The organism is Micromonospora sp. CPCC 206171, from assembly GCF_036906755.1.
GTDB lineage: Bacteria > Actinomycetota > Actinomycetes > Mycobacteriales > Micromonosporaceae > Micromonospora > Micromonospora purpureochromogenes.
The window spans coordinates 91,271-117,946 of the sequence record NZ_JBAKHT010000005.1 but is presented as its reverse complement, the minus strand read 5'-3'; the positions used below and the strand labels follow the sequence as shown (position 1 = coordinate 117,946).

Below are 26,676 nucleotides of genomic sequence, written 5' to 3'. Positions count from 1 at the left end.
GTCCCCGACCATTCCCGGGAGACCCGCGTGCCGCTCCCCCGCCCCGCCCGCGTACGCCGGCACAACCGGCCGGCGGACCACACCGACCGGCTCTGGTCGGTCCGCACCCAACTGCTCGCACCGATCCTGGTCGCCACCATCGGCCTGGTCGTGCTGGGCGCCACCCAGACCAGCACCGCGCTGGACGCCTCCGCCGACGCCGACCGGGCCCGGGTCCTCGCCGGCACCGCCACCGCCACCGTGCGCCTGGTGCACGAGCTGGAGCGGGAACTCGGCGAGACGGCTGCCCTGCGCCAGCGGGGCGGCTCCACCGGCCGGCCGCTGGTGGACGCCCAGCGGCTGCGGGTGGACACCGCCGTCGACCGGTTCCGCACCGCCAGCCGGAACGCCCGCCGGGCCGCACCCGACCTCGGGCGGGTGCTCGACACCGCCGACGACCAGCTCTACCAGCTCGACCCCGCCCGCCGGTCGGCGCCCACGTCGGAGGGGGCCGACCCCACCTACGTCGCACTGGTCGAGTCGCTGCTCACCGTCGCCGACGCGCTGCCCGCGCAGCTGCGCGACACCGAGCTGGCCAACGCCGCCCGGGAGGTGGCGGCGGTCGCCAGCCAGGAACACCTGGCCGCGCTGGAACGCGACCTGCTCCGGACGGTCTTCGTCCGTGGCGAGCTGGCCCAGGGCGAACTGGTCCGGCTCGGCCAGCTGCGGGGTGCGCGGGAGCAGCGTCAGGCCGAGTTCTCCCGGATCGCCGACTCCGACGCCGAGGCCGCGTACGCCCGGCTGGTCGCCGGCGCCGACGTGGCGGCCGCCCAGCGGATGCGGGACACCGCCGTCAAGGGCGAAACGCTGACCGCCGCGCTGAAGGTCGACGGCGACGCCTGGTACGTGGCCCAGAGCGGCACGATCCGGCGCTACAACCTGCTCGGCCGGGAGCTCTCCGAGGACCTGGACCAGCAGGCCGCCAACCTGGCCCGGGACGCCCGCCAGCGGGCCCTGGTCACCGGCGGGGCCACCACCGCCGTCGCGGCGGCCTCGCTGCTGGCCGCCGCGCTGCTGGCCGTACGCACCAGCCGCCGGCTGCGCCGGCTGCGGGTGGCGGCGCTCACCGTGGCCAACTCGGAGCTGCCCGAGCGGATCACCGCGATCGCGGCCGGGGAAGGCGCGCCGGCCGAGGGCGAGTCGACCCGGCTGACCGAGGACATCCGGCAGGGGCGGGACGAGGTCGCGCAGGTGGCCGAGGCGTTCGACACGGTCAACCGGGCGGCGCTGCGGCTCGCCGGCGAGCAGGCCGAACTGCGGCTGGACGTGACCCGGATGGCCGAGGCGCTGGCCCGCCGGATCCGGACCCTGATCACCCGGCAGCTACGCCTGCTCGACGACTTCGAACGCGACGAGACCGACCCGGACGCGCTGGCCCGGCTCTTCGCGCTGGACCATCTCGCCGCCCGGATGCGCCGCAACGGGGAGAACCTGCTGGTCCTCGCGGGTGGCGAGCCGGGGCGGGCGTACGAGGGGGACCACCTGCTCGCCGACGTGGTGCGCGCGGCCTCCTCGGAGATCGAGGACTACACCCGGGTGGAGATCGACGTGCCGGCGGCCGCGGTGCACGGGTCGGCGGTGGGTTACCTGGTCCACCTCCTCGCCGAGCTGCTGGAGAACGCCACCAACTACTCGCCGCCGCACACCCTGGTGCAGGTCGACGGCCGGCGGACGGTCGACGGGCTCACGCTGCGCGTGCACGACCAGGGCATCGGCATCAGCGAGGGCCGGCTCGCCGCGATCAACAAGCGGCTGCTCGCCCCGGCGGTGCTCTCCAGCGCCGCCGCCGGCAGCATGGGCCTGCACGTGGTGGCCCACCTGGCCGCCCGGTACGGGATCCGGGTGCAGTTGCACAACACCGGCACCGGCACGGTGGCCCAGGTCGAGGTGCCCGAGTCGGCGCTCGTCCGGGTGGAGGCGGTGTCCCGGCGTCCCGTTCCCGTCCGCCAGCCCCCCTCGACGGCGGCCTGGTTCCGGGCCGGGGCCGGTGCGCCGGCCCTGGCGGCGACCGTGCCGAACCCGACGCCCGCGCCCCGGCTGACGCCGGCGTACGGCGGCAGCCTGTTCCGGCCGGACCCGACCGACGTCCACCACGCGCCGACGGTGACGTTGCCGGTGGTCACCCCCGGTACCCGGGTCGCGGCCCCGCCCCGGCCGCCGGTGCTCCGGGCCGCCGTGGTGCCCCCGCCCGGCCCCGCCCACCCGGTGACCGGGCCGGCGGCGGCCGCGGGCCTGCCCCGCCGGACCCGCGGCGGTCAGCTCCCGACGCTGCCGGACACTGCGCCGGCCCGGCCGGCGGAGGACCTGCTCGACCCGGAGGTGGTGCGGGCCCGACTGTCCGCACTCGCCGAGGGGGTGGCCAGCGCGATGCGACGTAACCAGCAGACGAGACCCAACGGGAGACACCGATGACCACACCCGTGAGCGCCGGCCTGGACTGGCTCCTGGCGAACTTCGCCGAACAGGTGCCGGACGTGTCGCACGCCGTAGCCGTTTCCGAGGACGGGCTGCGCCTGGCCTCCTCACCGCACCTCTCCCCCGACCAGGTGGACCAGCTCGCCGCCGTGATCAGCGGCCTGGCCAGCCTGACCGTCGGCGCCGCGCGGCTGATGTCCGCCGGCCGGGTACGCCAGCAGATCGTCGACATGGACGGCGGGGTGATGCTGGTGATGGCGGTCGGCGAGCGGGCCCTGCTCGGGGTGCTCGCCGCGCCGGGCTGCGACCTGGGTCAGATCGGCTTCGAGACCGCGACCCTGGTGCAGCGGGTGGCGGAGGCGCTGGAACCGGCGGTCCGGGCGTGACCCGCCGGCCACCGCCCTGGCTGGCCGCCCTGCTGGTGACGCTGCTCGTGGCGGGCTGCGGGCAGTCGGCCGCGCCGCCGCAGGCCTGGCACGGCGGCCGGATCTTCCTCGCCACCGGCAACACCACCGGCGTGTATTACCAGCTCGGCGGCGGCTACGCCGACGTGATCAGCCGCCACCTGCCCGGGTACGAGGCGCGGGCCGAGCCGACCGGCGCCTCGGTGGAGAACGTCACCCGGCTGGCCAGCGGCGACATGGAGATCGCCTTCAGCCTCGCCGACACCGCGGCCGACGCGGTCACCGGCCAGGGCGCCTTCGTCGGGCAGCCCCAGCCGGTCCGGGCGCTGGCCCGGGTCTACAGCAACTACACCCACGTGATCGTGCGGGCGGACGCCAAGGTGAAGGACTTCGCCGGGCTGCGCGGGAAGCGGGTCTCCACGGGTTCACCGAAGTCCGGCACGGACATCATCGCCGGACGGCTGCTGACCGCCGCCGGGATGGACCCGGACCGGGACGTGGACCGGTTCACCCTGTCCCTGCCGGAGACGGTCAAGCGGATGCGGGCCGGCACGCTGGACGCGATGTTCTTCTCCGGCGGGCTGCCCACCCCGGGCATCGCCGACCTGCTCTCCAGCGCACCGGGCAGGTTCACCCTGCTGCCGATCGCCGAGCTGATCGAGCCGCTCAACGCCCGGTACGGCTCGGTGTACACCACCGCCGAGCTGCCGAAGGACGCCTACCGCACGCCGTCGGGCACACCGACGGTCACGGTGTCGAACATGATCCTGGTCAACGCCGACATGCCGGACGCCCTGGCGTACGACCTGACCCGGCTGCTCTTCGCCTACCAGGGCGACCTGATCGGGGTGCACCCGGAGGCGGGCAACTTCACCCGGCAGAGCGCGTCCAGCACCGACCCGATCCCGCTGCATCCGGGCGCGGCCCGGTTCTACCAGGGCGGGTGAGCGGCGTTCAGGCGTCGGCCGGGGCGGTCGCGGCGCGGGCGGCGGCCACCAGCCGGTCGGCCTCCGCCAGCACGGCCTCGTCGTCCGAGGGGGTGCCCGGGTCGAAGCGCACGGTCCAGCTCAGCCCGTCCACCCCGGCCACCCGCCGGGCCGCGACCCGCCCGGCGCCGCCGGGCACCGGGTGGTGCGCGGTGTACGCCACCGACCGGGTGACCCGGGCCCGCACCTGGTGCGGCAGCTCGCCCGGGTCGACCAGCAGGTAGGTCTCGGCCGGGCAGTCCGCCACCACCTGATAGCCGTCGCGCTCGGTGACCCGCTCGGCCGGGGTGACGGTCAGCTCGTGGCCGGACCACACCGCCTTGAGGATGTCGTGCCAGCCCAGCCGGTGCGGGCGGCCGGGCAGCCAGAGCCCGAGGTTGCTGGCCACCACCACGCCGTCGCCCTCGCCGTTGCCGGCGGTCGCCCAGGCGAGCACCCGTTCGTCGTCGGCGAGCGGGGGCCGGGCGGCGGGCGGCAGCTTCGGCTTGCGGCTGAACAGTCCCATCACAGTCCTCCCGCGGCCTGCTCGCGCAGCGCCCGCGCGTGCTGCTCCAGCGAGAGCAGTTCCCCGAAGAGGGCGAAGTACTCGTCCTTGTTGTTCACCGGGTTGACCCGCTGGATCTTGGATTTGAGGTCCCGGATCCGGGCGGTGACCGAGCCCCACTGCAACCGGGCCATGGTGATCGAGACGTACCGGGGGTCGGGTTCGCCGTCGATGCGCAGCGGCTCCACGGCCAGTTCGCCGACGAGCGCCCGGGCGGCCAGGTCCTCGCAGGCGTCGCGGACCGATTCGATCCAGACCGCGCCGGCGGTGGCCGCCGCGGCCCCGCCCGCCGCGGCGATCGCCGCGCGGACCGCCGCGTGCACCGGGTGCCGGTACTCCGGGGCCTCGACCGCGTCGAACATCGGCCCGGCCAGCACCGGCTCCTGCAGGGCCAGCTTCAACGCCTCGCGCTCGACCATCGACTGCGGGCTGTCCACCGCCGGCGCGGGCGCCGCCGTCGACCGGGTCGGGGCGGGCGAGCGCCGCTCGGCGGTCGGGGTGGCATCGGCGGCGAGCACCGCGCGCTGCACCGGCTCGATCTCCATGCCGAGGTCGCCGGCGAGCTTGCGGACGTACTCGGGGCGCTTCTCCCGGTCCTTGATCTTGGCCACCAGCGGCGCGGCCCGGCGCATCGCCTCCACCCGGCCGTCGACGGTGTCCAGGTCGTACCGGTTGATCACGTGGCGCAGCGCGAAGTCGACCAGCGGCTCGCGGCGGGCGACCAGGTCCCGCACGGCCAGGTCGCCCTTGGCCAGGCGCAGCTCGCACGGGTCCATGTTGTCCGGGCTGACCGCGATGAAGGTACGCCCGACGAAGCGCTGGTCGTCCTCGAAGGCGCGCAGCGCGGCCTTCTGGCCGGCGGCGTCCCCGTCGAAGGTGAAGATGATCTCGCCGGCCACCGCGTCGGTGTCCAGCAGCAGCCGGCGCAGCACCGCGATGTGGTCGGCCCCGAACGCCGTGCCGCAGGTCGCCACGGCCGTCGGCACGTCGGCGAGGTGACAGGCCATCACGTCGGTGTAGCCCTCGACGACGACCACCTTGCCCTGCTTGGCGATCTCCCGCTTGGCCTGGTCGATGCCGTAGAGGACGTGCGACTTCTTGTAGATCGGCGTCTCGGGGGTGTTCAGGTATTTCGGGCCGTCGTCGTCCTCGAAGAGCTTGCGGGCCCCGAAGCCGATCACGTCGCCGGTGATGTCCCGGATCGGCCACATCAGCCGGCGGCGGAACCGGTCGATCAGCGTCCCGGAGCGCGACGGCCGGGACAGCCCGCCGGTGACCAGCTCGTCGTGGCTGAAGCCCTGCTGGCGCAGGTGCTTGGTGAGCAGGTCCCAGGCGTCCGGGGCGAAGCCGCAGCCGTACCGCTGGGCGGCGGCCCGGTCGAAGCCCCGCTGGGCCAGGAACTCCCGGGCCGGCCGGGCGCCGGCCGTGGTGAGCTGGGCCTGGTAGAACTCGACGGCGGCGGCGTGCGCGGCCACCAGCCGCTGCTTCTGCCCCTGCTGGGGGCGGGGGCGCGGGGCGGCGTTGTCGCCCTCGACGTAGCGCAGCTGGATGCCGGCGCGGGCGGCGAGCCGCTCGACGGACTCGATGAAGCTGAGGTGCTCGGCGTCCATCAGGAACTTGATGGCGTCACCGCCGGCCCCGCAGCCGAAGCAGTACCAGACGTTGCGGGCGGGCGAGACGTTGAACGACGGGCTCTTCTCGTCGTGGAACGGGCAGAGGCCCTTGAGGTTGCCGCCGCCGGCGGACTTGAGGGTCACCGTGTCGGAGATGACCTCGGCGATCGAGGTGCGTTCCCGGACCAGCGCGATGTCCTCGTCCCGGATCCGCCCAGCCATCTGCCACCCCCTCGGCGTACATCCTGCCCTGCCGGACCGACGATCCGCCGCCGGGGGCACGGGCGTGTGGCGAACGCCGCCGGCGCCCGGACCCCGACCCGGGAGCCCGGGCGGCGGGTCAGCCGACCGGGGCGACCTCTTCGGCCTCGACCTGGCGGTTCCAGTCCGCCTTGGTGGACCGCCAGCCCTCGTCGTCCATGCCCCGACGCCAGTAGCCGGAGATGGAGAGCGCCTCGCGGGGCACCCCGCGCTCGACGCGCAGCAGGCGGCGCAGCTCCTTGACGAAGGTCGCCTCGCCGTGGACGAAGGCGTGCACCCGGCCGGGCGGGAACTCCAGCGCCCGGACCGCCTCGACCAGCGCCTCGCCGACCGGCCGGGTGCCCCGGTGCAACCAGGTCAGCGCCACCGCGCCGGGGCTGAGCAGCCGCTGCTCGTCGGCCGGCCCGTCGACCTCGACGAAGACGGCGGCCGGGGCGCCGAGCGGCAGCCGCTCCAGCGCCGCGCCGATCGCCGGCAGGGCGCTCTCGTCGCCGACCAGCAGGTGCCAGTCCGCCGTCGGGTCCGGCGCGTACGCCCCACCGGGGCCGACGAAGAGCACCTCGTCGCCGGGGCGCAGCCGGGCCGCCCAGGGCCCGGCCAGCCCCTCGTCGCCGTGGTGCACCACGTCCACGGTGAGTTCGCCGGCCAGCGGGTCCCAGGCACGCACGGTGTACGCGCGCAGCCGGGGCCACTGGTGGCGGGGCAGGTCACGACGGATCGCGGCCAGGTCCAGCGGCCTGGGGTGGTCGACCCCCGGCGCCGGGAAGACGATCTTGATGTAGTGGTCGGTGTACTCCCCGACCGGCAGCCCGGCCAGCTCCTCCCCGCCCAGGACCAGGCGGATCAGGTGCGGGGTGGGCCGCTCGGTCCGCAGGACCCGGGCGGACGTGACCTTCTTGGGGCGCTCCGTCATGACACTTAGGCTAACCTAAGTCGCCGCGGGCCCCCGGGTCGGGATCGCGACCCGTACGCCGGACGAGCCGGTCGTGCCAGGCCACCGCCGCCGGGTCGGTGAGCGACGCCACCTGGTCGACCACCACCCGCAGCCGGGCGGCGTCGTCCGGGGCGGCCCGCCACAGCGGCGCGAAGACCGGGTCGAGCGCGTCCGGCGCCCGCTCGCCCAGCACGCCGACCAGCTCGGCCAGGATCTCCCGCTGGCGGTCGTACCGGGTGCCGGCGCCCGGGCGGTTCATCACGTAGCGCCAGGCGATCCCCTTCAGCAGCGCGCACTGGGCCCGGACCCGACGCGGCACCACCAGGTCGGCGGCGTACCGGCGGTGCGGGCCCGGGCCGAACCGCTCCCGGGTGGCGGTCACCACGGCGGAGACGAACCGGCCGGTCAGCACGCTGGCGGTGGCCTTCAGCGCGACCTGCGCGCGGTGGCTGCCGTCGTACCCGGCGAGCGCGGCGAGCTCCGGCTCGGCGAGCAGGTCGACCAGCACCTCGCCGAGGTCGGCCGGGGACTCGCCGGAGTAGACGTCGGCCACGTCCACACAGAGGGCGGCGCGCTCGTCCGGGTCGTCGAGCAGGGGCCGCAGCGAGAGGTACCCGCCGTGGATGCCGTCCTCGACGTCGTGCACCGAGTAGGCGACGTCATCGGCCCAGTCCATCACCTGGGCCTCCAGGCAGCGCCGCGCGCCGCCGGGCGGGCCGCCGCCGTCCCCCGCGGGTACGCCCTCGCGCAGCCAGTCGAAGACCGGCCGGTCGTCGTCGTACACCCCGAACTTGCGCAGCCCCGGCTGCCGGGGCCACGGGTACTTGCCGACCGCGTCGAGCGAGGCCCGGGTGAGGTTGAGCCCGGCCGGTACGCCGTCCGGGCCGACCACCTTGGCCTCCAGCCGGGTCAGCACCCGCAGCGTCTGGGCGTTGCCCTCGAACCCGCCGCAGGGCGCGGCGAGCCGGTCGAGGGCGTCCTCGCCGTTGTGCCCGAAGGGCGGGTGGCCGAGGTCGTGCGCCAGCCCGGCGGTGTCCACCACGTCCGGGTCGCAGCCCAGCCGGGCGCCCATCTCCCGGGCGATCTGGGCCACCTCCAGCGAGTGCGTCAGCCGGGTCCGCAGGAAGTCGTCGGTGCCGGCGACGTGCACCTGGGTCTTGGCGGCCAGCCGCCGGAAGGCCGCCGAGTGCAGCACCCGGGCCCGGTCCCGCTCGTACGGCGACCGGCCGTAGCCGGTGTCCTTGGGCGCCTCGTCGACCCGACGCCGCGCGTCGGCCGCGTCCCACGGCCCAGCCGGGTCGGCGTCACGCACCCGTCAGCCCTGCTGTCGCAGCACGCAGAACTCGTTGCCCTCCGGGTCGGCGAGCACCGTCCAGGAGGCGTCGCCCTGGCCGACGTCGACGTGCCGGGCCCCCATGTCGACCAGCCGCTCGACCTCGGCCTCCTGGTCGGCCGGGCGCAGGTCGAGGTGGAGCCGGTTCTTGGTCTCCTTGCCGTCGGCGACCGGGACGAAGACGATGCCGGGCAGCCGGTCACGCGACTGGCGGATCTCCACCTCGTCCGGCTTCTCCGCGACCACCTGGTAGCCCAACGCCTCGGCCCACCAGTGGGCCAGCCGGGACGGGTCCCGGGCGTCGACGGTCAAGCTCTCCCAGACGCTGGTCATGCGGCCACCCTTCGCCGGTCGTACGCAACTGCTCGCGGGAGCTCAGGTTACGCCCGGGTGGCCCGCAGGGCGCGCCGGCGAACGTCGCCTGGCGGGTCCGCAACCGCCGATCAGACGACAGTTGTCGACCGATTGCCGACCGTAACGGGATCGCGGGCACGGCGTGGCCTTCGGTAACGTGCCGGGAGCGGTACGTGACGCCGACGACCGGAACGCGAGGAACGGGGGACGCTCGTGCACGTTGACACGGTGATGGACACGGAGCTGCGGAGGCTGCGCCGACGCCGCCCCGAGGTGGCCGGCACGGTGCTGGGCGGGCGCGACGGGATGCTCATCTCCAGCGACCTGCCGACCACCGACGCGACCCACCTGGCCGCCCTCGCCGCGGTGAGTTTCGGGGTGGGGCACCAGGTCGCCCACACCGTGCGCGGCGGCGGCTTCCGGGAGTCGGTGGTGCACACGGCCACCGGCTCCGTGGTCACCTATCCGGCCGGGCGGCACGCGCTGCTCACCCTGGTCACCGACGCGGGTGCCGACCTGGAGGCGCTGCACACCGAGGCGCGGGCGGTGGCCGAGCGGGCCGGCTCGGCGTTCGACTCGCAGCGGGTGGCGGTGGGCGCGACCCCCGTGCCGCAGGTGCACAGCGCGCTCGCCGTGCGTACCCCGCTGCCGGCGCTGGCGCGGCGGCGGCCCGGATCGACCTGGCGGCGCCCGCCGCTGTAGGGCCCGGCCCTCCGCGACACAGCACACTGACCGACGACGACGGCGGCTCCGGGGACACCCCCGGAGCCGCCGTCGGTCGTGCGGTCAGCGGCTGTCGGAACCGTCGGTCTCCACGGCCGCGCGGCCGGCCTCCAGGCGGGCCACCGGCACCCGGAACGGGGAGCAGGAGACGTAGTCCAGGCCCACCTCGTGGAAGAAGTGCACCGAGTCGGGGTCGCCGCCGTGCTCGCCACAGACGCCGAGCTTCAGCTCCGGCCGGGCCGCCCGGCCCTCCTCCGCGGCGATCCGGACCAGCCGGCCCACCCCGTCCCGGTCGATGGACTCAAACGGCGAGATGCCGAAGATGCCCAGCTCCAGGTAGCGCCAGAAGAACGCGCCCTCGACGTCGTCCCGGGAGAAGCCCCAGGCCATCTGGGTCAGGTCGTTGGTGCCGAAGGAGAAGAACTGCGCCGCCTCGGCGATCTGCCCGGCGGTCAGCGCCGCCCGGGGCACCTCGATCATGGTGCCGATCAGCACCTCGACGCCGCTGTCCCCGACCACCTCGGCGATGATCTTCTCGGCCTCGGCCCGTACCGTCTCCAGCTCCTGCACCGCGCCGACCAGCGGCACCATGATCTCCGGCTTCGCGACCGCTCCGGCGCGGGTGACCGCGACGGCGGCCTCCGCGATGGCCCGGACCTGCATCGCGAACAGGCCGGGGATGACCAGGCCGAGGCGCACGCCGCGCAGGCCCAGCATCGGGTTCTCCTCGTGCATCCGCCGGACGGCGGCGAGCAGCGCCTCCTCCTTGGCGACGTCCTCGCCGCGCTCCTGGGCGACGGCGACGTTGACCGCGAGCTGCTCCAGCGGGGGCAGGAACTCGTGCAGCGGCGGGTCGATCAGCCGCACGGTGACCGGCAGGCCGTCCATCTCGCGGAAGATCTCCTTGAAGTCGTCGCGCTGCAAGGGCAGCAGCGCGGCGAGCGCCGACTCCCGCTCGTCGTCGGTGCGGGCCAGGATCAGCCGCTCGACCAGCTCCCGCCGGTCGCCGAGGAACATGTGCTCGGTGCGGCACAGGCCGATGCCCTGGGCGCCGAAACGCCGGGCCCGGGCCGCGTCCGCCCCGGTGTCGGCGTTCGTCCGGACCGCCAGCCGCCGCTTGGCGTCGGCGTGGCTCATGATCCGGTGTACGGCCCGGACCAGCGGGTTGTCGACGTGCTCCGGGTCGAGGCTGCCCTCGAAGTACTGCACCACCTCGGACGGCATGACCGGGACCTCGCCGAGGTAGACCTTGCCGGTGGTGCCGTCGATGGAGACGATGTCGCCCTCGTTGACGGTCTGCCCGGCCACGGTGAACCGCTTGGCCGGCACGTTCACGTCGATCTCGTCGGCGCCGGAGACGCAGGTCTTGCCCATGCCCCGGGCCACCACGGCGGCGTGGCTGGTCTTGCCGCCCCGCGAGGTGAGGATGCCCTGGGCGGCGATCATGCCGTTCAGGTCGTCCGGGTTGGTCTCCCGGCGGACCAGGATCACCGCCTCCCCCTCGGCGGCCAGCTCGACCGCCCGGGCGGAGGTGAAGACCACCTTGCCGGAGGCGGCGCCCGGTGAGGCGCCGATGCCCTTGGCGACCGGCTGGAACTCGTGGTCGAGCCGGAACCGGGGGAACATCAGCTGCGCCAGCTGCGCGCCGTTGACCCGGTGCAGCGCCTCGTCGAGGTCGATCACGCCCTCGTCGACGAGCTGCCCGGCGATGACGAACGCGGCGGCGGCGGTGCGCTTGCCGACCCGGGTCTGCAGCATCCAGAGCTTGCCGCGCTCGATGGTGAACTCGATGTCGCAGAGGTCCTTGTAGTGCCCCTCCAGCCGGGCCATGAACGCGAGCAGCTCGTCGTAGGACTTCTTGTCGAGCTGCTCCAGCTCCTGCAGCGGCACGGTGTTGCGGATGCCGGCGACGACGTCCTCGCCCTGGGCGTTGGTCAGGTAGTCGCCGTAGATGCCCTGGGCGCCGCTGCCCGGGTCGCGGGTGAAGGCGACGCCGGTGCCGGAGTCGGGGCCGAGGTTGCCGAAGACCATGGAGACCACGTTGACCGCGGTGCCGAGGTCGGCCGGGATGCGCTCCTGGCGGCGGTAGACCACGGCCCGCTCGGCGTTCCACGACTCGAAGACCGCACGGATGGCCAGGTCGAGCTGCTCGCGCGGCTCCTGCGGGAACTCCCGGCCGGTGTGCTTGACGAAGATCTTCTTGTACGCGTCGACCAGCCCGCGCAGGTCGTCGGCGTCGAGGTCGAGGTCGTTGGTGGTGCCCTTGGCGCGCTTGGCCTCGTCCAGGGCGTGCTCGAACTCCTCGCCCGGCACCTCACAGACCGTCTTGCCGAACATCTGGATCAGCCGGCGGTACGAGTCCCAGGCGAACCGGTCGTTGCCGCCGGCCTGGGCGGAGAGCCCGACGACGCTGCGGTCGTTGAGGCCGACGTTGAGGACGGTCTCCATCATGCCGGGCATGGAGAACTTCGCGCCGGAGCGTACGGACACCAGCAACGGGTCGTCCGGATCGCCGAGGCGGCGGCCCATCTCGCGTTCCAGGGCCTCCAGGTGGGTGGCGATCTGACCGGCCAGCCCGGCGGGTTCCTCGCCGGTGGCCAGGTACGCCTTGCACGCCTCGGTGGTGATGATGAACCCGGGCGGGACCGGCAGCCCGAGATTGGTCATCTCGGCGAGGTTGGCCCCCTTGCCACCGAGCAGGTCCTTGAGGTCCTTGTTGCCCTCGGCGAAGTCGTAGACGTACTTGTGCTCGACCGTCTCTTGCGCTGCCACCAGAGCCTCCCACGCGCGCCGGAATTGACACTTAACGAAGGTTCAGCTGCCTCATACCCCGGGGCGAGCCACCGGTAATCCCGGTGCCAGCACCGTTCGGTGGGCGAAGGTTAAGCGAACATCGGGTGGGCTGGGACCGTTCGGTGACAATAGGCACAGCCATCACGACTATCCGCGTTCGTGGGGGTTTCTGGGAACGCTTCCACGCGCAGGATCACGCAATTCGCGGGTCTCCTCGTATTCTTGACGGCACCGGTTCTGCTGAACCTGACCTTTGCCATATCCGCCGCAAATACACCCCGGAGCCGCTGCCGTGCCGCCCATCTCCTCGACCAGCCCGGAGCACGGCTCCACCGCCGGGGCCGACCGGGAACCGCTGGGTCAGGTCGACCTGTCCACCCACCGGCCGGCCGCGGCCGAACTGGCCCGGGCCGCCGAACTGACCGCCGGGGAGCTGCTGGCCCCGCCCGCACCGGCCCGACTGGGCGACGTGGTGCCGGCCCCGGAGCAGGTCCGGCCCGACCCGGCGGCCGACTTCACCCTCCCCGCCGACGCGGCCGTCCGGGTGGGCCCGGACCCGGACGCCCGGGATGTGGCCGAACAGCTCGCCGAGCTGCTGCGACCGGCCACCGGGTACCCGCTGCCGGTGGTGGTCGAGGCCACCGCGACCGGCGGCCCGCTGGTGCTCACCGTGGCCGCTGCGGCGCCGCCCGCCGGCGTACCCCGCCCCCGGACCGCGGCCGAGGACGCGGCGAGCGTGGGCGCGGATGAGCTGGGCGTCGAGGGCTACCGCCTGGAGGTCGCCCCCACCGGGGTGCGGATCAGCGCCGACACGGCAACCGGCCTGTTCCACGGGGTGCAGACGCTGCGGCAGCTCCTGCCGACGGCGGTCGAGAGCCCGTCCCCGGTGGCCGCCCGCTGGGTGGTGCCCGGCGGCGTGCTCGTCGACCGGCCGCGCTTTCCGTACCGGGGCGCGATGCTCGACGTCTCCCGGCACTTCTTCGGCGTCGCCGACGTGTTGCAGGTGATCGACCACCTGGCCCGGTACAAGCTCAACCACCTGCACCTGCACCTCACCGACGACCAGGGCTGGCGGATCGCCGTCGACTCGTGGCCCGCGCTGACCACGGTCGGCGGGGCCACCGAGGTCGGCGGCGGCCCGGGCGGTTTCTACACCGCCGCGGACTACCGGCGGATCGTCCGGTACGCCGCCCGCCGGCACGTCACCGTCGTCCCCGAGATCGACCTGCCCGGCCACACCAACGCGGCGCTGACCGCGTACCCGGAGCTGGCGCCGGACCGGGTCGCGCCGCCGCCGTACACCGGCGCCGAGGTCGGCTTCAGCTATGTCGACCCGGCCAGCGAGCGGACGTACGACTTCGTCGCCGACGTGCTCGGCGAGGTGGCCGCCGTCACCCCCGGCCCGTGGCTGCACATCGGCGGCGACGAGGCGTTCAAGGTCAAGGGTGCGGCGTACACCGGCTTCGTGGAGCGCACCCAGCGGATCGTCGCCGGCACCGGCAAGACGGTCATCGGGTGGCACCAGATCGCCCCGGCCGGGCACGCCGACGGGCGGGTGCTCCAGTGGTGGGGCACCGACGGCGCGGACCCGGTGACCGCCGAGGCGGTACGCCGGGGCGCCCGGCTGATCCTCTCCCCCGGCAACCACGCGTACCTGGACATGAAGTACGCCCCGGACACCCCGATCGGGCACGACTGGGCCGGGCTGATCGACGTGCGGCGCGCGTACGACTGGGATCCGGGCACCCACGTGGCCGGCGTACCGGCCGACGCGGTGCTCGGCGTGGAGGCGCCGCTCTGGACCGAGTCGGTGACCACGCTGGCGGAGATCGAGTTCATGTTCCTCCCCCGGCTGCCCGCCATCGCCGAGCTGGGCTGGTCGCCCCGCTCGGCGCACGACTGGGCGGCGTTCCGCGAGCGCCTCGCCGGCCACGGCCCGCGCTGGACCACCGCCGGCATCGCCTTCCACCGCGCCCCCGAGATCCCCTGGCCGGCCGAACGGGACGCGGCCGCCACCCCGACCACCACCCTCCCCACCCCACCCGCCACACCGACCCCCACGGGCTGAGCGCCCCCTCCCACCAAGGCCCGCACTCGGCCGGTTGATCAAGAAGTTTGCGTCCGTCGGACGGCGTGTCTCTGGCGCAAACTTCTTGATCAACGAGGCGGGGAGGGGCCGACGGCCGGTTCGGGGCTGGGTGTCCGGTTTCGGGTGGGCGGTGTCGCCGGGAGCCGCCCGTGTGGGCTGCGGTGTCGGGTGGGCGGGGCCGCGCCGGTGGCGGAATGGCGGATGGGGCGGGGTCGTTGCACATGGCGTATCTCCGCCGCTCCCCCGGGCCGGACGGATGCCGGGACCGGCCCGATGGAATGCGCGGCGGCCCGGGCCGGTTACATCCCCCGGACACCCGAGCAGGTCCCGCCGATCGCCGGGTCGATCCCCCTTCTGACTTGTCCCGCGGCACCGCGCCCCCTGTTGCGTGTGCCGCGCACCCCCGAACAGAGAGGCCGATCATGCGTACCGATCTGATCCGCAAGACCGCCCTGACCGCTGCCGGCCTCGCCTTCACCGGCGCCGTCGCCGGCCCGCTCGCCACCGTCAACACCGAGTCGGCCACCACCGACAAGGGCGCCGCGTCGGCGAAGAACGACCGCAAGTCGGCCGGCGAGCGTGAGCTGACCATGCGCTACGAGGCCCAGCCGAACTTCTACTACTGCGGCCCCGCGGCCACCCGCAACGCCCTGTCGGTGCAGGGCAAGAACATCGACGTCGACGCCATGGCCAAGGAGATGGGCACCACCGAGGCCGGCACCAACAGCATCAACGACATCACCCCGGTGCTGAACAAGGAGACCGGCAAGAAGGTCTACCGCAGCGTCGAGATCCGCGACAACAGTGCCGACCGCAAGCAGACCGAGAAGCTGCGCGCGGACGTGGTCCGCACCATCGACGACGGCCGGGCCGTGGTCGCCAACATCGCCGGCACCGCCACCGACACCGACGGCCTCACCCACTCCTTCGAGGGTGGCCACTACATCAGCGTCATCGGCTACCGCGACGGCGGGGACGTCGTCACGATCGCCGACTCGGCGAACGCCGACCAGATGTCCTACCGGATGAGCGTGGACAACCTGGCCGACTGGATCGCCACCCGCGGCTACGCCGCCACCGCCTGACCCACCAACGACAAGGGCCGGCCCCGGATGGGGCCGGCCCTTCGTCATGTCCGCGTCCGGGCGCCTCGCGGACCCGCGGCGGTCAGCCGCCGGAGTCGGCCAGCTCGGCGCCCTCGGGCACGGTGTCGTCGTCCCGGCTGGCCAGCCAGCCGTCGGGCAGGAAGACCTTGCCCGGGGAGTTGGTACGTCCGCGCGGCTGGCCGAGGGTGGCCACCGGGAAGGGCTCCGCCGGGTCCAGCTTGCCGAGCAGGTCGTCGAGCTGCGCCAGGCTCTCGATCATCGCCAGGTCGCGGCGCAGCTCGCTGCCGACCGGGAAGCCCTTGAGGTACCAGGCGACGTGCTTGCGGAAGTCGGTGCAGCCGTCCCGCTCGCCCCGGGCCGGGGTACGGCTGCCGGCGGTGAACTGGTCGACCAGCAGCTCGGCGTGCCGGCGCATGGTCTGCGCGACCTCGCCCAGGGTGGGCAGCCGCCGCTCGGGGCGGCCCTCGAACGCGGCCTCCAGGTCGGCGAAGAGCCACGGCCGGCCCAGGCAGCCTCGGCCGATCACCACCCCGTCCACGCCGGTGTGCGCCACCATCCGCAGCGCGTCGTCGGCCTCCCAGATGTCGCCGTTGCCGAGCACCGGCACGTCGAGGGCCTGCTTCAAGGTGGCGATGGCGTCCCAGTCGGCGGTGCCCGAGTAGCGCTGCGCGGCCGTCCTCCCGTGCAGGGCGACCGCGGCCACCCCGGCGTCCTGCGCGGCCAGCCCGGCCTCGACGTACGTCAGGTGGTCGTCGTCGATGCCCTTGCGCATCTTGACGGTGACCGGCACCCCGGCGGGTGACGCGGCGTCCACCGCGGCCCGGACCAGGCGGGCGAAGAGCCGCCGCCGCCAGGGCAGCGCGGAGCCGCCGCCCTTGCGGGTCACCTTGGGCACCGGGCAGCCGAAGTTCAGGTCGATGTGGTCGGCGAGGTTCTTCTCGACCACGATCCGCACCGCGGCGGCGGTGATCTCCGGATCGGTGCCGTAGAGCTGGAGGCTGCGCGGCCGCTCGTCGGCGCCGAAGGCGATCATGCGCAGCGTCTTCGGGTTCCGCTCGACCAGGGCGACAGTGGTGATCATCTCGCAGACGTAGATGCCGCCGCCCTGCTCCCGGCAGAGCTGCCGGAAGCCGACATTGGTGATGCCGGCCATCGGGGCGAGCACCACCGGCGGCCACACCTGGTGCGGCCCGAGGGTGAGCGGGCGGAGCGCGACGGACGGGGCGGGACTGGTCACGTACCCAAGAATCCCATGCCCGGCGCGGTGGCCCGGCCTCCGGTGGCCGGTCGCCGCCGCGATGGTGAGCGAACTCGCACCGCGACGGCGACCGGCGGACGGGTCAGTACGTGCCGGGGCTGGACAGGATCAGGCCCGAGACGTCCACGATGACGGACGTGGCCGCGTTGACGTGGATCGCGAACGACAGCGCGTTGCCGTTGTAGCTGCCGAGCTGCACCTCCACCAGGTTGGAGAGGATCTGGTTCGGCCCCCACCAGTTCAGCGACGAGGTCTGCGGCTTGGCGATCGACGAGCTGTAGGCGGTCAGCACCCCGGCGGAGACGGTGCCGGCCACGGTGATGTTGACGTACGCGGCGGTCGCCTTCTCCGCCACCGCCGGTGGAACGTTCTTCACCGTCAGATGGATGATCTTGCCGGCGTTGAGCTTGCCGGAGGTCACGCCGGCGCTTCCGGCCAGGATGTTCGCGCTGTAGTTGGCGATGGACCGGGTGTCCAGGATCCGCTGCGGCGCGACGGCCATCGTCCGGTTCGCCCACCGCGAGGTGTTGACGTACGCCTTCGCGCCACCCTTGCCACCGATGACCATGTCGTCCCGGGACGTCAGGGCCAACGAACCGGTGGCGATCTCCTGGGGCAGATTCTCGTCGGTCGCCTGGCTGAGCCATAGCGCCGCCGACCCCGGGGCGCCCCGAAGGGAGAGGGTCGGACCGCTCGCGGACCCGCCGATCAGCAGGGTCTCCGAGCCGGAGCCGTGGTTGACAGTGCCGAGGATCACCGGGTCACCGACGTCGGCGCTGGCCGGAGAGCCGACGACCGCGGCCGCCCCGACACCGGTCCCCACCGCGACGCCGGCCTTGATGACCCGACGGCGAGTGGGTGAGGAGGTCTCCTCGGTCATGCTGCTGGTCTCCTCGGTTCCGTGGTCACGCACCGGACCGCACCTCCCGGTCGCCGCGCTCCGCGTTGGTCTTGATCACGTCGGCGCGCACGCCGCTGGTCCCCGAGTCGGCCGCCAGGCCCTTCGGGTTGTTGACGACGGCCGACTCCGGGTGGAACACCAGCAGGCCGGTGACGTCGAGGATCACGGCGGTGGCGCTCTTCTGCACCCAGATCGCCACGGTGTCCGGGTAGTAGTCGCCGTTGGCGGTCGACCAGGCGCCGAGCTGGGTGATCACGCCGTTGGAGAGCAGCTGGCCGGCGCCCCACCAGTTGATGGTGGAGGCGCCCGGCGCGGCACCCCGGCCGTAGACCGTGGCGAAGCCGCCCTTCTCGGTCTTGGCCACGGTGACGTTGCCGATCAGGCCGTCGCCGTAGTTCACGATGCCGTCGAGGTGGACCAGCAGCCAGGCGCCCGCGACCGCACGGCCCTGCGAGTCGATCTGGTTGGCGCCCTCCAGCAGTCGGACCCGGCCGGCGGCGGAGCGGGTGTCCAGCACCCGGGTCGGCGGGATCGGCACCAGCATGGTCGCGTTCGCCGTGGTGAGGACCTCGTTGCGCACCGGCGCGCCGGTGGACGTCGTGGTGACGTGCGCCAGTCCCGCCGTGGTGGGATAGATGTCTCCCCACGTCGGGCTGGTGATGTCCTGTCGCTTGAGGTGCAGGGAAGCGCCGGTGTCGTTCTGCAGCACCAGCGTCGCGCCCGGCGCGTTGCTGTAGAGGACCGTTTCGTGGGAAGCCTGGTTCGCCACGCCGATGACGAGCGGATCACCGGTAGCGGCGGCCGCCGGGGTGGCGTTCGCCGCGGTGACGGCGGTGGCGGCGACCGCCGCGCCGCCGGTAACGGCGCCCCGCCGCAGCAGGGTACGCCGCGAGGCGGAGCGGTCGGGTTCGGACGAAGTCATCTCATTCCCCCGTGGGATGGGTTGGCGGTCTGCGACGGACGGCTGTCGAGGTGCGCCGGGAACGGCCGGGCCACCTACGCCCCACCGCCGAGCAGCACCTGGCTCGGGTGGCCGACCAGCAGGCTGGTCATGTCGACGATCGCGTGGGTTGGCGACGAGGTGGCCTGGAGGGTCAGCACGCTGCGGTACGCCCCGACGGCGCCCAGCTCGGTGAAGAGGAAGTTCGACAGGATGGTGCCGGCGGTCGCCCAGTTGACCGTGGACGCGGTGGGCTTGGTGCCGCTCCCCCACACGGTGAGCACGCCGGCGCCGGTCATCCCGACCACGGTGACGTTGCCCTTGATGGCGTAGCCGTCGCGGACGTACCGGTCGAGGGCGAGCACGATCGGCACGCCTGGCTGGAGCCGGCCCAGAGAGTCCAGCGACCCGGAGACGATGTTGCGCCGCAGGTTCGCGTCGCGGGTGTCGAGGATCCGGGTCGGCGGCACGGCGACCGAGGTGGTGGCCCACTCGCTGGTCCACGCCCAGCCGTTGGTGGGGTTGGCGTCGGTGCCCGCCCGGATGAAGAGGTCGCCCTGGTCGTCGACCGCCAAGGTGCCGGCCTCGGAGTCGAGCACGTTCGGGTAGAGGCCCGAGCTCGGCACCAGCCGCAGCGGCACGCCACCGGCCGCCTGCGCGCTGAGCGCCGAGCCGGCGGACGACGTCAAGGTCGTGGTCGCCACGCCGGCGTCGTTCGTCGTACCCATGATCAGGTTTTCCCCCGGGGCCGCCTGGGCCACGCCGGGCATGCCGACCGCGGCGGCGACACCGGCGCCGGCCGTGGTGGCGGCGGCCGTGGCGGCGCGGCGCAGCAGGCGCCGCCGCTTCGGGTCGTGGTCGTTGTCCTGTTGCGACGCGCGCGTCATGCACACACCCCCGTGATGAGATTCAACGCCGGGAATGCTCGCACGAGATCATGCCTGGCTCAACCACCCGGGTGGGCGCAACCGGCGGCCGACGGCCCACCGACGACGACGGCCCCGCCTCCCTGGCCGGGGGGCGGGGCCGTCGGGTGTCGGGTCAGCAGCCGGGCAGACGCTCGATCAGGTAGCGCTCGACCTGGTCCAGGGCGATCCGCTCCTGGGCCATGGTGTCCCGGTTCCGCACGGTCACCGCGTCGTCGTCGAGGGTGTCGAAGTCGACGGTCACGCAGAACGGGGTGCCGATCTCGTCCTGCCGGCGGTAGCGGCGGCCGATGGCCTGCGAGTCGTCGAACTCCACCACCCAGCGCTTACGCAGCTGCGCGGCGAGGCCCTTGGCCTTCGGGGAGAGCGCCTCGTTGCGGGACAGCGGCAGCACCGCCACCTTGACCGGCGCCAGCCGCGGGTCGAAGCGCATCACCGTGCGCTTGTCCACGCCGCCCTTGGTGTTCGGGGCCTCGTCCTCGTCGTACGCCTCCAGCAGGAACGCCAGCACCGCGCGGGTGAGGCCGGCGGCCGGCTCGATGACGTACGGCATCCACCGCTCCTGCTTCGTCTGGTCGAAGTAGGACAGGTCGACGCCGGAGTGCTTGCTGTGCGTGGAGAGGTCGAAGTCGGTCCGGTTGGCGATGCCCTCCAGCTCGGCGAACTCGCTGCCACCGAACTGGAACCGGTACTCGATGTCGACGGTGCGCTTCGAGTAGTGGGAGAGCTTCTCCTTGGGGTGCTCGTACAGGCGCAGGTTCTCCGCCGACAGACCCAGGTCGAGGTACCAGTTCCAGCGCTCCTGGAGCCAGTACTCGTGCCACTGCTCGTCGGTGCCCGGCTCGACGAAGAACTCCATCTCCATCTGCTCGAACTCCCGGGTACGGAAGATGAAGTTGCCCGGGGTGATCTCGTTGCGGAACGACTTGCCGGTCTGCGCGATGCCGAACGGCGGCTTCTTGCGGGCGACCGTCTCCACGTTCTTGTAGTTGACGAAGATGCCCTGGGCGGTCTCCGGGCGCAGGTAGTGCAGGCCCTCGTCGCTCTCCACCGGGCCGAGGTAGGTCTTCATCAGGCCGTTGAACATCTTCGGCTCGGTGAAGGTGCCCTTGTTGCCGCAGTTCGGGCAGTTCAGCTCGGACAGCGAGGTCAGCGGCTTGCCGTGCTTCTCGGCGTACGCCTCCTCCAGGTGGTCGGCGCGGAACCGCTTGTGGCAGTACTGGCACTCGGTGAGCGGGTCGACGAACTCGGCGATGTGGCCGGAGGCCTCCCACACCTTGCGGGCCAGGATGACCGCGGAGTCCAGGCCGACGACGTCGTCGCGCTGCTGGACCATGGTCTTCCACCACTGCCGGCGGACGTTCTCCTTGAGCTCCACGCCGAGCGGACCGTAGTCCCACGCCGACCGGGTGCCTCCGTAGATCTCGCTGGAGGGGAAGACGAAGCCTCGGCGCTTGGCGAGGCTGACGACGGCGTCGATACGGTCGGCTGGCATGTTTCCTCCTACGCCGGCTGGCGGTCGGCGGGGACGTGATGTGGACGGAACGAACAGTTCGGGACAACGGTACGACCAGCGGCGTCCCGAGCCCAGCAGAATACTCGCCGACGGCTCAGTTGACCCCGCAGACCTCCATGCCGCCGGTCTGCTGGTCCGGCGCGAGGGTGACCTGCTGGGTGTCCTGGAAGCCGCCGCTGTAGGTGACGTCCACCGGCACGGTGAGCGCGTTGGGGTCGACCTCGCCCACCCGGTAGGCGGCGACCGCCGGCTCGTCGGCCACCCGCTGGGTGAACTCCGCCCGGGACTCGCGCCGCTGCTCCTCCTCGCAGAGCTTGTCGTAGGCCGCGCCGTACTCCTTGCGCACCAGCGCGCGGTAGTAGGCGTCGGTGACCGCGTGCCCCTGCTCCTCGATCGCCTGGGCGTTGCTGATGGTCAGGCCGACCACGGCCGCCCCGCCCCCGCCGCAGCAGATCAGCAGGGCGAGCGCCCCGACGCCGAGACCCAGCCAGAGCCGCTTGCGGCCGCCCTCAGTGGGCGGCGCGGCGAACGGTGGGGCCACTCCCGGGCCGGGCGGCGGGGCCGGCACCCCCGGGTCGGCCGGCGGGTTGCCGTCCCCGGCGGGCGTCGCGGGGTACGGCGGTGGGGCTGCCGGGCCGGGTGCGGTCATGAGTGCAGGGTAGTGCCCAGTCTCTCAACGGTGCGGACTCGCGGCCCGATCACTGGTGGCCACCACGACCCCGCCGTCCGGGGCGGCGCTGGCCAGCGTCTCGTACGCGGACGGCTCGTCGAGCGACTCGGCGAGCAGCGGCACTGCGGCGATCTTGACGTCGAACCCGCCCAGCGCCCGCCGGTACGCCCCGACCGACTCCCACTCGGTGACCAGGCACCAGTGGGCCGGGTCGTCGAGCGCCCGCAGCAGTTCCCCGCGCAGGTAGCCGGGGCGGGCGGCGAGCGCGGCGAGGGCGGCGTGCGCCCGGGCGACGAAGTCGTCGGACTCGACCTCGACCACGAACCGGTTGGTGACCAGCACCGGCGTCCTCCTCGTAGAGTCTGTGGGATGCAGCGTACGCAGAGCCCCCTGCTGGTCCGGCTCGCCCGGGCCAACCCGACGTCGGTGTTCCTCGCCACCCTGGTGGTGGTGCTGGTGGCGTTCTTCGCACCCGGGCCGGTGGGCGGCGTGCTGCTGCTCGCGCTCGCCGCCGGGCTGAGCTGGCTGCTGGCGACCACCTGGCCGGTGCAGGCGCCGCAGACCCGGATGATCCGGCTGGTGATGCTGACCCTGCTGGTCGCGGTCGCGCTGGCCAAGCTGCTCTGACATGCACTCATGCGTTTTTGACAATCATTTCCGTTGTCACGGACAGTTCATGACATGAACATCCGCTCCGCTTCGCGCGCCCTGGCCGCCGCCACCGCCCTGCTCGCTCTCGGCGGGGTCGCCGCCTGCTCGCCCGGCGGGGCGGGCGCCGACCCGCAGCGGGTCGACGTGGTGGCCGCCTTCTACCCGTTGCAGTTCCTCGCTGAGCGGATCGGCGGCGACGCGGTCGCGGTCAGCAACCTGGCCAAGCCGGGCGCCGAACCGCACGACCTGGAGCTCAACCCGCGCCAGGTCGGGCAGGTCAGCGAGGCGGAGCTGGTCGTCTACCTCAAGGGCTTCCAGCCGAACGTGGACGAGGCGGTGGACCAGAACGCCGCCGACCGCGCCTTCGACGTGGCGACCGTGCAGCCGCTGCTGACCGCCGCGGCCGGCGGCCACCAGCACGAGGGTGAGGCCAGTCACGCCGAGGAGCCCGGCGGCGGCCTCGACCCGCACCTCTGGCTGGACCCGACCCGGCTGGCCACCGTCGGCGACCAGCTCGCCGAGCGACTCGGCCGGGCCGACCCGGAGCGGGCCGCCGACTACACCACCCGGGCCAGGGCGCTCCGCGGCGAGCTGGAGAAGCTCGACGCCGAGTTCGCCGCCGGGCTGAAGACCTGCCAGCGCCGGGAGATCGTGGTCAGCCACACCGCCTTCGGCTACCTGGCCGAGCGCTACCAGCTGGAACAGGTCGGCATCACCGGCCTCACCCCCGACACCGAGCCCTCCCCGCAGCGCCTCGCCGAGGTCGCCGCCGAGGCCCGCGAGCACCGGGCCACCACGATCTTCTTCGAGACCCTGGTCAGCCCGAAGGTCGCCGAGACCATCGCGGCGGAGGTCGGCGCGAAGACCGCCGTGCTGGACCCGATCGAAGGGCTGTCGACCGGCTCCGGCGGGGACTACCTTTCGGTGATGCGCACCAACCTGCAGACCCTGCGGACGGCGTTGAGCTGCTCGTGACCGCACCCGTCATCACCGTCACGCACGGGGCGGTCGGCTACGACGGCCGACCCGTGCTGCGCGACGTCTCGCTCACCGTCGCCGCCGGCGAGGTGGTCGCCGTCCTGGGTGCCAACGGCTCCGGCAAGTCCACCCTGATCCGCGCGGTACTCGGGCTGGTCCCCCTGGCCGCCGGCTCCGTCGAGCTCTTCGGCACCCCGCTGCGCCGGTTCCGGCAGTGGCGGCGCATCGGGTACGTCCCGCAGCGGCTCGGCGCCGGCGGCGGCGTACCGGCGACGGTGCGCGAGGTGGTCGCCTCCGGCCGGCTGGCCCGCCGGGGCGTGCTCCGCCCGCCGGGGCGGGCCGACCGGGAGGCGGTCGACGCGGCGCTGCGCGCCGTCGGGCTCGCCGACCGGGCCGCCGATCCGGTCGCCACCCTCTCCGGCGGCCAGCAGCAGCGCACCCTGATCGCCCGGGCCCTCGCCGGCCGGCCGGAACTGCTGGTGCTCGACGAGCCGACCGCCGGGGTCGACGCGGCCAGCCAGGAGGCGTTCGCCACCGCGCTGCGCGACTTCGTCGCCGACGGCGGCACCGTGCTGCTCGTCGCCCACGAGCTGGGGCCGCTGCGCCCGCTGATCAGCCGGGCGGTGGTGGTGCACGAGGGGGGGATCTGCCACGACGGCGCGGTGCCCGAGCCCGCCGGCCACCACGCGGAGCCCGACCACGACCACGTACACCCGCACGGTCCCGACGAGCCCGCCGGGCTGTGGAGCAGCTGACCATGGAACTCTTCCAGTACCCCTACATGCAGCGCGCGCTGATCGGCGCCCTGGTCATCGGCCTGGCCGCCCCGGCGCTCGGCATCTACCTGGTGCAGCGGCGGCTGACCCTGATCGGCGACGGCATCGGCCACGTGGCGCTGACCGGTGTCGGCGCCGGGCTGCTGCTCAACCGCTCCCCGGTGCTGGTGGCGGTGGTCGTGGCGACCCTCGGCGCGATCACCATCGAGCTGGTCCGGGCGCGCGGACGGACCTCCGGCGACCTGGCGCTGGCACTGCTCTTCTACGGCGGCATCGCCGGCGGGGTGATGCTCGTCGGGCTCTCCGACGCCACCAGCGCGAACCTCAACGCGTACCTGTTCGGCTCGCTGACCACCATCTCGCCGCAGGACCTGATCACCATCGCGGTGCTCGGCGCGGCCATCCTGGTCACCATGCTGGCGCTGCGCCCGGCGCTCTTCGCGGTCTGCCACGACGAGGAGTACGCCCGGGTGGCCGGGTTGCCGGTCCGGACGTTGAACCTGCTGCTGGCGGTGGCCACCGCGGTCACCGTCACCATCGCCATGCGGGCCGTCGGGGTGCTGCTGATCAGCGCCCTGATGGTGGTGCCGGTGGCGACCGCGCAGCAGGTCACCCGGGGCTTCCGCAGCACCATGACGGCGGCCATGGCACTCGGCCTCTTCGCGGCCGGGTCCGGGGTCTGGGTGGCGGCCACCGCCGACACCGCCCCGGGCGCCTCGGTGGTGCTGCTGGCGATCGCCTCGTTCCTGGTGGTCGCGCTCGCCGCCGCCGGCTGGCGGACGCTGCGCCGGCGGTCCACCCCGACCGGTACGCCGACCCCCGAGCCGCACGAGGTCGTACTCCGGTGACGCCGCCCCGGCACCTGTCGGTGGTATTGGTTACCGTTGCAGGGTGACCGGCACGAACGGATACGAGGCCTACGAGGGCGCGGGTGACCTGCTCCGCGCCCTGTCCGCCCCGATCCGGCTGGCGATCGTGAGCGAGCTGGCGCAGGGTGAACGGTGCGTGCACGAGCTGGTGGAGAAGCTCGGCGCCCCCCAGCCGCTGGTCTCCCAGCACCTGCGGGTGCTGCGCGGGGCGGGGGTGGTCCGCGGCTCGCGGCGCGGCCGCGAGATCGCGTACGCGCTGGTCGACGAGCACGTGGCGCACATCGTGGCGGACGCGGTGAGCCACGCCGGGGAGGGATCGTGAGCGAGCGGGTCGGCGGGCGCGGCGCGGTGGCGGCGTCATGAGCGAGGGGGCGCTGCGGAACACGCGGCAGCGCACGGCGGTGAGCTCACTGCTCGCCGAGGTGGAGGGCTTCCACAGCGCGCAGGAGCTGCACGCGATGCTCCGGGACCGGGGCGAGCGGGTCGGGCTGACCACCGTCTACCGCACCCTGCAGGGTCTCGCCGACGCCGGCGAGATCGACGTGATGCGCCCGCCCGGCGGGGAGCACCTCTACCGCCGGTGCAGCGAGGGGCACCACCACCACCTGGTCTGCCGGGCCTGCGGCCGCACCGTCGAGGTGGCCGGGCCGGCGGTGGAGACCTGGGCCGAGCGGGTCGCCGCCCAACACGGGTACGCCGACGTCAGCCACACCCTGGAGATCTTCGGCACCTGCCCGAAGTGCGCCGCCTGACGGCGATTCAGGGGGTGCCCGCCGCGCCGCGTCGTGGCACGCTGTCCGGCGTGAAGATCTACGCCGATCGCTTCCCCGTCGCCCTCCGTCAGCTCCTCACCGACCTGCTCGTCGTCGTCTGGGTGTACGCGGCGATCCGATTCGCCCTGTGGGTGTACGACCTGGTGCAGAAACTCGCCGTACCCGGACAGAAGCTGGAGGGGGCCGGCGGCGGCCTCGCCGACAACCTGGCCGAGGCCGGCGGCAAGGTCGGCCGGGTGCCGCTGGTCGGCGACGAGCTGACCGCGCCCTTCGAGCGGGCGGCCGAGGCGGCCCGCGCGGTCGCCGACGCCGGCCGGGACCAGCAGGAGCTGGTCGGCCAGCTCGCCCTGGCACTCGCCATCGCCGTGCTGGTCTTCCCGCTCGCCCTGGTCCTCTTCGGCTGGCTGCCGCTGCGGGTGCGCTGGATGCGCCGGGCCGCCTCGGCGAAGGCGCTCGCCACCGCCCCGGCCGGGCGGGACCTGCTGGCGCTGCGGGCCCTCGCCGGGCAGCCGCTGCGCAAGCTGACCAGGATCGATCCGGACGTGGCGGAGGCGTGGCGGCGGGGAGACGACGCCACCGTCGACGCGCTCGCCGCACTGGAGCTGCGCCGACTCGGCCTGCGAGGCGGCCGCTAGGGTGTGGCGGTGCTGTACTTCCTGATCGTCGTCGCCGTGCTGCTGCTCGGGTACGCCGCCGTCCTGGTGAGCTTCGTCCGCAAGGGTCGCAAGATCCCGCCGCAGGCGTACCTGGTGCTCGCTGTGCTCAACGGGCTGATCCTCGCGGCGGTGCTGGCCTGGGCCGTCGCCCGCTGACCGCAGCGACGG

Annotated in this window: 26 protein-coding genes and 1 pseudogene; 14 read left to right on the top strand and 13 right to left on the bottom strand. The window is 73.6% G+C overall.

Translation table 11 applies throughout. The features are described from left to right. The first annotated feature begins 27 nt into the window (after positions 1-27). The 3 genes from V6U89_RS08990 to V6U89_RS08980 are packed head-to-tail and all read left to right on the top strand — an operon-like array spanning position 28 to position 3,805. Positions 28-2,451 carry a sensor histidine kinase gene (locus V6U89_RS08990; RefSeq protein WP_334570266.1) on the top strand — a complete coding sequence of 808 codons (2,424 nt, stop codon included), beginning with the start codon at positions 28-30 and terminating at the stop codon, positions 2,449-2,451. Next, positions 2,448-2,840 (top strand): roadblock/LC7 domain-containing protein, encoded by a 393-nt coding sequence (locus tag V6U89_RS08985; RefSeq protein WP_154942541.1) that lies wholly within the window; start codon positions 2,448-2,450, stop codon positions 2,838-2,840. The genes V6U89_RS08990 and V6U89_RS08985 overlap by 4 nt, the downstream gene beginning before the upstream one ends. Further along, positions 2,837-3,805 carry a TAXI family TRAP transporter solute-binding subunit gene (locus V6U89_RS08980; RefSeq protein WP_334570263.1) on the top strand — a complete coding sequence of 323 codons (969 nt, stop codon included), beginning with the start codon at positions 2,837-2,839 and terminating at the stop codon, positions 3,803-3,805. Before V6U89_RS08985 ends, V6U89_RS08980 begins: the two co-directional genes overlap by 4 nt. A 7-nt stretch (positions 3,806-3,812) precedes the next feature. Here V6U89_RS08980 and V6U89_RS08975 read toward each other — a convergent pair whose 3' ends face one another. The 5 genes and pseudogenes from V6U89_RS08975 to V6U89_RS08955 all read right to left on the bottom strand — a co-directional run bounded on the left by V6U89_RS08975 (position 3,813) and on the right by V6U89_RS08955 (position 8,862). Continuing rightward, positions 3,813-4,349, bottom strand: a complete 537-nt coding sequence (locus tag V6U89_RS08975; protein ID WP_334570262.1) for a hypothetical protein — start codon at positions 4,347-4,349, stop codon at positions 3,813-3,815. Then, a pseudogene (gene dnaG / locus V6U89_RS08970) lies at positions 4,349-6,245 on the bottom strand (DNA primase). Before dnaG ends, V6U89_RS08975 begins: the two are co-directional and overlap by 1 nt. A gap of 96 nt (positions 6,246-6,341) precedes the next feature. Next, entirely contained in the window at positions 6,342-7,175 is an 834-nt protein-coding gene (locus V6U89_RS08965; RefSeq protein WP_334570261.1) for a siderophore-interacting protein, read from the bottom strand. A gap of 10 nt (positions 7,176-7,185) precedes the next feature. After that, the gene (locus V6U89_RS08960; protein WP_334570259.1) at positions 7,186-8,508 is read right to left on the bottom strand and encodes a deoxyguanosinetriphosphate triphosphohydrolase; all 1,323 of its coding nucleotides are present in this window, start codon (positions 8,506-8,508) and stop codon (positions 7,186-7,188) included. 3 nt (positions 8,509-8,511) lie between these two features. After that, on the bottom strand, positions 8,512-8,862 hold the full coding sequence (locus tag V6U89_RS08955; RefSeq protein WP_088960826.1) for a VOC family protein: 351 nt from the start codon (positions 8,860-8,862) through the stop codon (positions 8,512-8,514). A 252-nt stretch (positions 8,863-9,114) separates the two neighbouring features. Between V6U89_RS08955 and V6U89_RS08950 the strand changes: the two genes are divergently transcribed. Next, positions 9,115-9,585: a roadblock/LC7 domain-containing protein gene (locus tag V6U89_RS08950; protein ID WP_334570258.1), complete on the top strand. Its 471-nt coding sequence runs from the start codon at positions 9,115-9,117 to the stop codon at positions 9,583-9,585. Positions 9,586-9,669: 84 nt separating this feature from the next. On the opposite strand, the gene ppdK is transcribed toward V6U89_RS08950, so the two are convergent. Continuing rightward, positions 9,670-12,378 carry a pyruvate, phosphate dikinase gene (ppdK, locus tag V6U89_RS08945; RefSeq protein WP_334570257.1) on the bottom strand — a complete coding sequence of 903 codons (2,709 nt, stop codon included), beginning with the start codon at positions 12,376-12,378 and terminating at the stop codon, positions 9,670-9,672. Positions 12,379-12,754: 376 nt separating this feature from the next. Between ppdK and V6U89_RS08940 the strand changes: the two genes are divergently transcribed. Both V6U89_RS08940 and V6U89_RS08935 read left to right on the top strand, forming a co-directional pair. Further along, the gene (locus V6U89_RS08940) at positions 12,755-14,467 is read left to right on the top strand and encodes a beta-N-acetylhexosaminidase (protein ID WP_442933896.1); all 1,713 of its coding nucleotides are present in this window, start codon (positions 12,755-12,757) and stop codon (positions 14,465-14,467) included. A 443-nt stretch (positions 14,468-14,910) separates the two neighbouring features. Next, the gene (locus V6U89_RS08935) at positions 14,911-15,573 is read left to right on the top strand and encodes a C39 family peptidase (RefSeq protein WP_334570254.1); all 663 of its coding nucleotides are present in this window, start codon (positions 14,911-14,913) and stop codon (positions 15,571-15,573) included. Positions 15,574-15,655: 82 nt separating this feature from the next. Here the strand turns inward: V6U89_RS08935 and dusB are convergent, their stop codons facing one another. The 7 genes from dusB to V6U89_RS08900 all read right to left on the bottom strand — a co-directional run bounded on the left by dusB (position 15,656) and on the right by V6U89_RS08900 (position 22,147). After that, positions 15,656-16,831 carry a tRNA dihydrouridine synthase DusB gene (gene dusB / locus V6U89_RS08930; RefSeq protein ID WP_334570253.1) on the bottom strand — a complete coding sequence of 392 codons (1,176 nt, stop codon included), beginning with the start codon at positions 16,829-16,831 and terminating at the stop codon, positions 15,656-15,658. Between the two features lie 103 nt (positions 16,832-16,934). Beyond that, positions 16,935-17,765 carry a hypothetical protein gene (locus V6U89_RS08925; protein WP_334570252.1) on the bottom strand — a complete coding sequence of 277 codons (831 nt, stop codon included), beginning with the start codon at positions 17,763-17,765 and terminating at the stop codon, positions 16,935-16,937. Continuing rightward, complete coding sequence (locus V6U89_RS08920; protein WP_334570250.1) at positions 17,758-18,675, bottom strand: hypothetical protein; 918 nt, start codon at positions 18,673-18,675, stop codon at positions 17,758-17,760. The genes V6U89_RS08925 and V6U89_RS08920 overlap by 8 nt, the downstream gene beginning before the upstream one ends. Before the next feature lie 74 nt (positions 18,676-18,749). Further along, a complete protein-coding gene (locus V6U89_RS08915; protein ID WP_334570249.1) occupies positions 18,750-19,580 on the bottom strand; it encodes a hypothetical protein in 831 nt (276 codons plus the stop codon). Between the two features lie 154 nt (positions 19,581-19,734). Then, the gene (locus tag V6U89_RS08910) at positions 19,735-21,114 is read right to left on the bottom strand and encodes a glycine--tRNA ligase (RefSeq protein WP_334570248.1); all 1,380 of its coding nucleotides are present in this window, start codon (positions 21,112-21,114) and stop codon (positions 19,735-19,737) included. 115 nt (positions 21,115-21,229) lie between these two features. Continuing rightward, positions 21,230-21,703 carry a hypothetical protein gene (locus tag V6U89_RS08905; protein WP_334570417.1) on the bottom strand — a complete coding sequence of 158 codons (474 nt, stop codon included), beginning with the start codon at positions 21,701-21,703 and terminating at the stop codon, positions 21,230-21,232. 105 nt (positions 21,704-21,808) lie between these two features. Then, positions 21,809-22,147, bottom strand: coding sequence for an antibiotic biosynthesis monooxygenase family protein (locus V6U89_RS08900; RefSeq protein ID WP_238451647.1), 339 nt, complete (start codon positions 22,145-22,147; stop codon positions 21,809-21,811). A gap of 27 nt (positions 22,148-22,174) precedes the next feature. On the opposite strand from V6U89_RS08900, the gene V6U89_RS08895 reads away from it, so the two are divergent. From V6U89_RS08895 to V6U89_RS08860, 8 genes are read left to right on the top strand one after another with little or no spacing between them, the layout of a single operon-like run. Next, positions 22,175-22,432 (top strand): DUF6703 family protein, encoded by a 258-nt coding sequence (locus tag V6U89_RS08895; RefSeq protein WP_334570247.1) that lies wholly within the window; start codon positions 22,175-22,177, stop codon positions 22,430-22,432. Positions 22,433-22,486: 54 nt separating this feature from the next. Then, positions 22,487-23,431, top strand: coding sequence for a metal ABC transporter substrate-binding protein (locus V6U89_RS08890; protein ID WP_334570246.1), 945 nt, complete (start codon positions 22,487-22,489; stop codon positions 23,429-23,431). Further along, a complete protein-coding gene (locus tag V6U89_RS08885) occupies positions 23,428-24,189 on the top strand; it encodes a metal ABC transporter ATP-binding protein (protein ID WP_334570245.1) in 762 nt (253 codons plus the stop codon). The genes V6U89_RS08890 and V6U89_RS08885 overlap by 4 nt, the downstream gene beginning before the upstream one ends. A 2-nt stretch (positions 24,190-24,191) precedes the next feature. Beyond that, positions 24,192-25,058 carry a metal ABC transporter permease gene (locus V6U89_RS08880; RefSeq protein ID WP_334570244.1) on the top strand — a complete coding sequence of 289 codons (867 nt, stop codon included), beginning with the start codon at positions 24,192-24,194 and terminating at the stop codon, positions 25,056-25,058. Positions 25,059-25,101: 43 nt separating this feature from the next. After that, positions 25,102-25,401 carry an ArsR/SmtB family transcription factor gene (locus V6U89_RS08875; protein ID WP_154942519.1) on the top strand — a complete coding sequence of 100 codons (300 nt, stop codon included), beginning with the start codon at positions 25,102-25,104 and terminating at the stop codon, positions 25,399-25,401. Positions 25,402-25,438: 37 nt separating this feature from the next. Further along, positions 25,439-25,831 (top strand): Fur family transcriptional regulator, encoded by a 393-nt coding sequence (locus tag V6U89_RS08870; RefSeq protein WP_088960811.1) that lies wholly within the window; start codon positions 25,439-25,441, stop codon positions 25,829-25,831. Between the two features lie 50 nt (positions 25,832-25,881). Further along, positions 25,882-26,487, top strand: coding sequence for a hypothetical protein (locus V6U89_RS08865; RefSeq protein ID WP_334570241.1), 606 nt, complete (start codon positions 25,882-25,884; stop codon positions 26,485-26,487). A 9-nt stretch (positions 26,488-26,496) separates the two neighbouring features. Further along, positions 26,497-26,664: a hypothetical protein gene (locus V6U89_RS08860; protein WP_170285442.1), complete on the top strand. Its 168-nt coding sequence runs from the start codon at positions 26,497-26,499 to the stop codon at positions 26,662-26,664. The last annotated feature ends 12 nt before the right edge of the window (positions 26,665-26,676 follow it).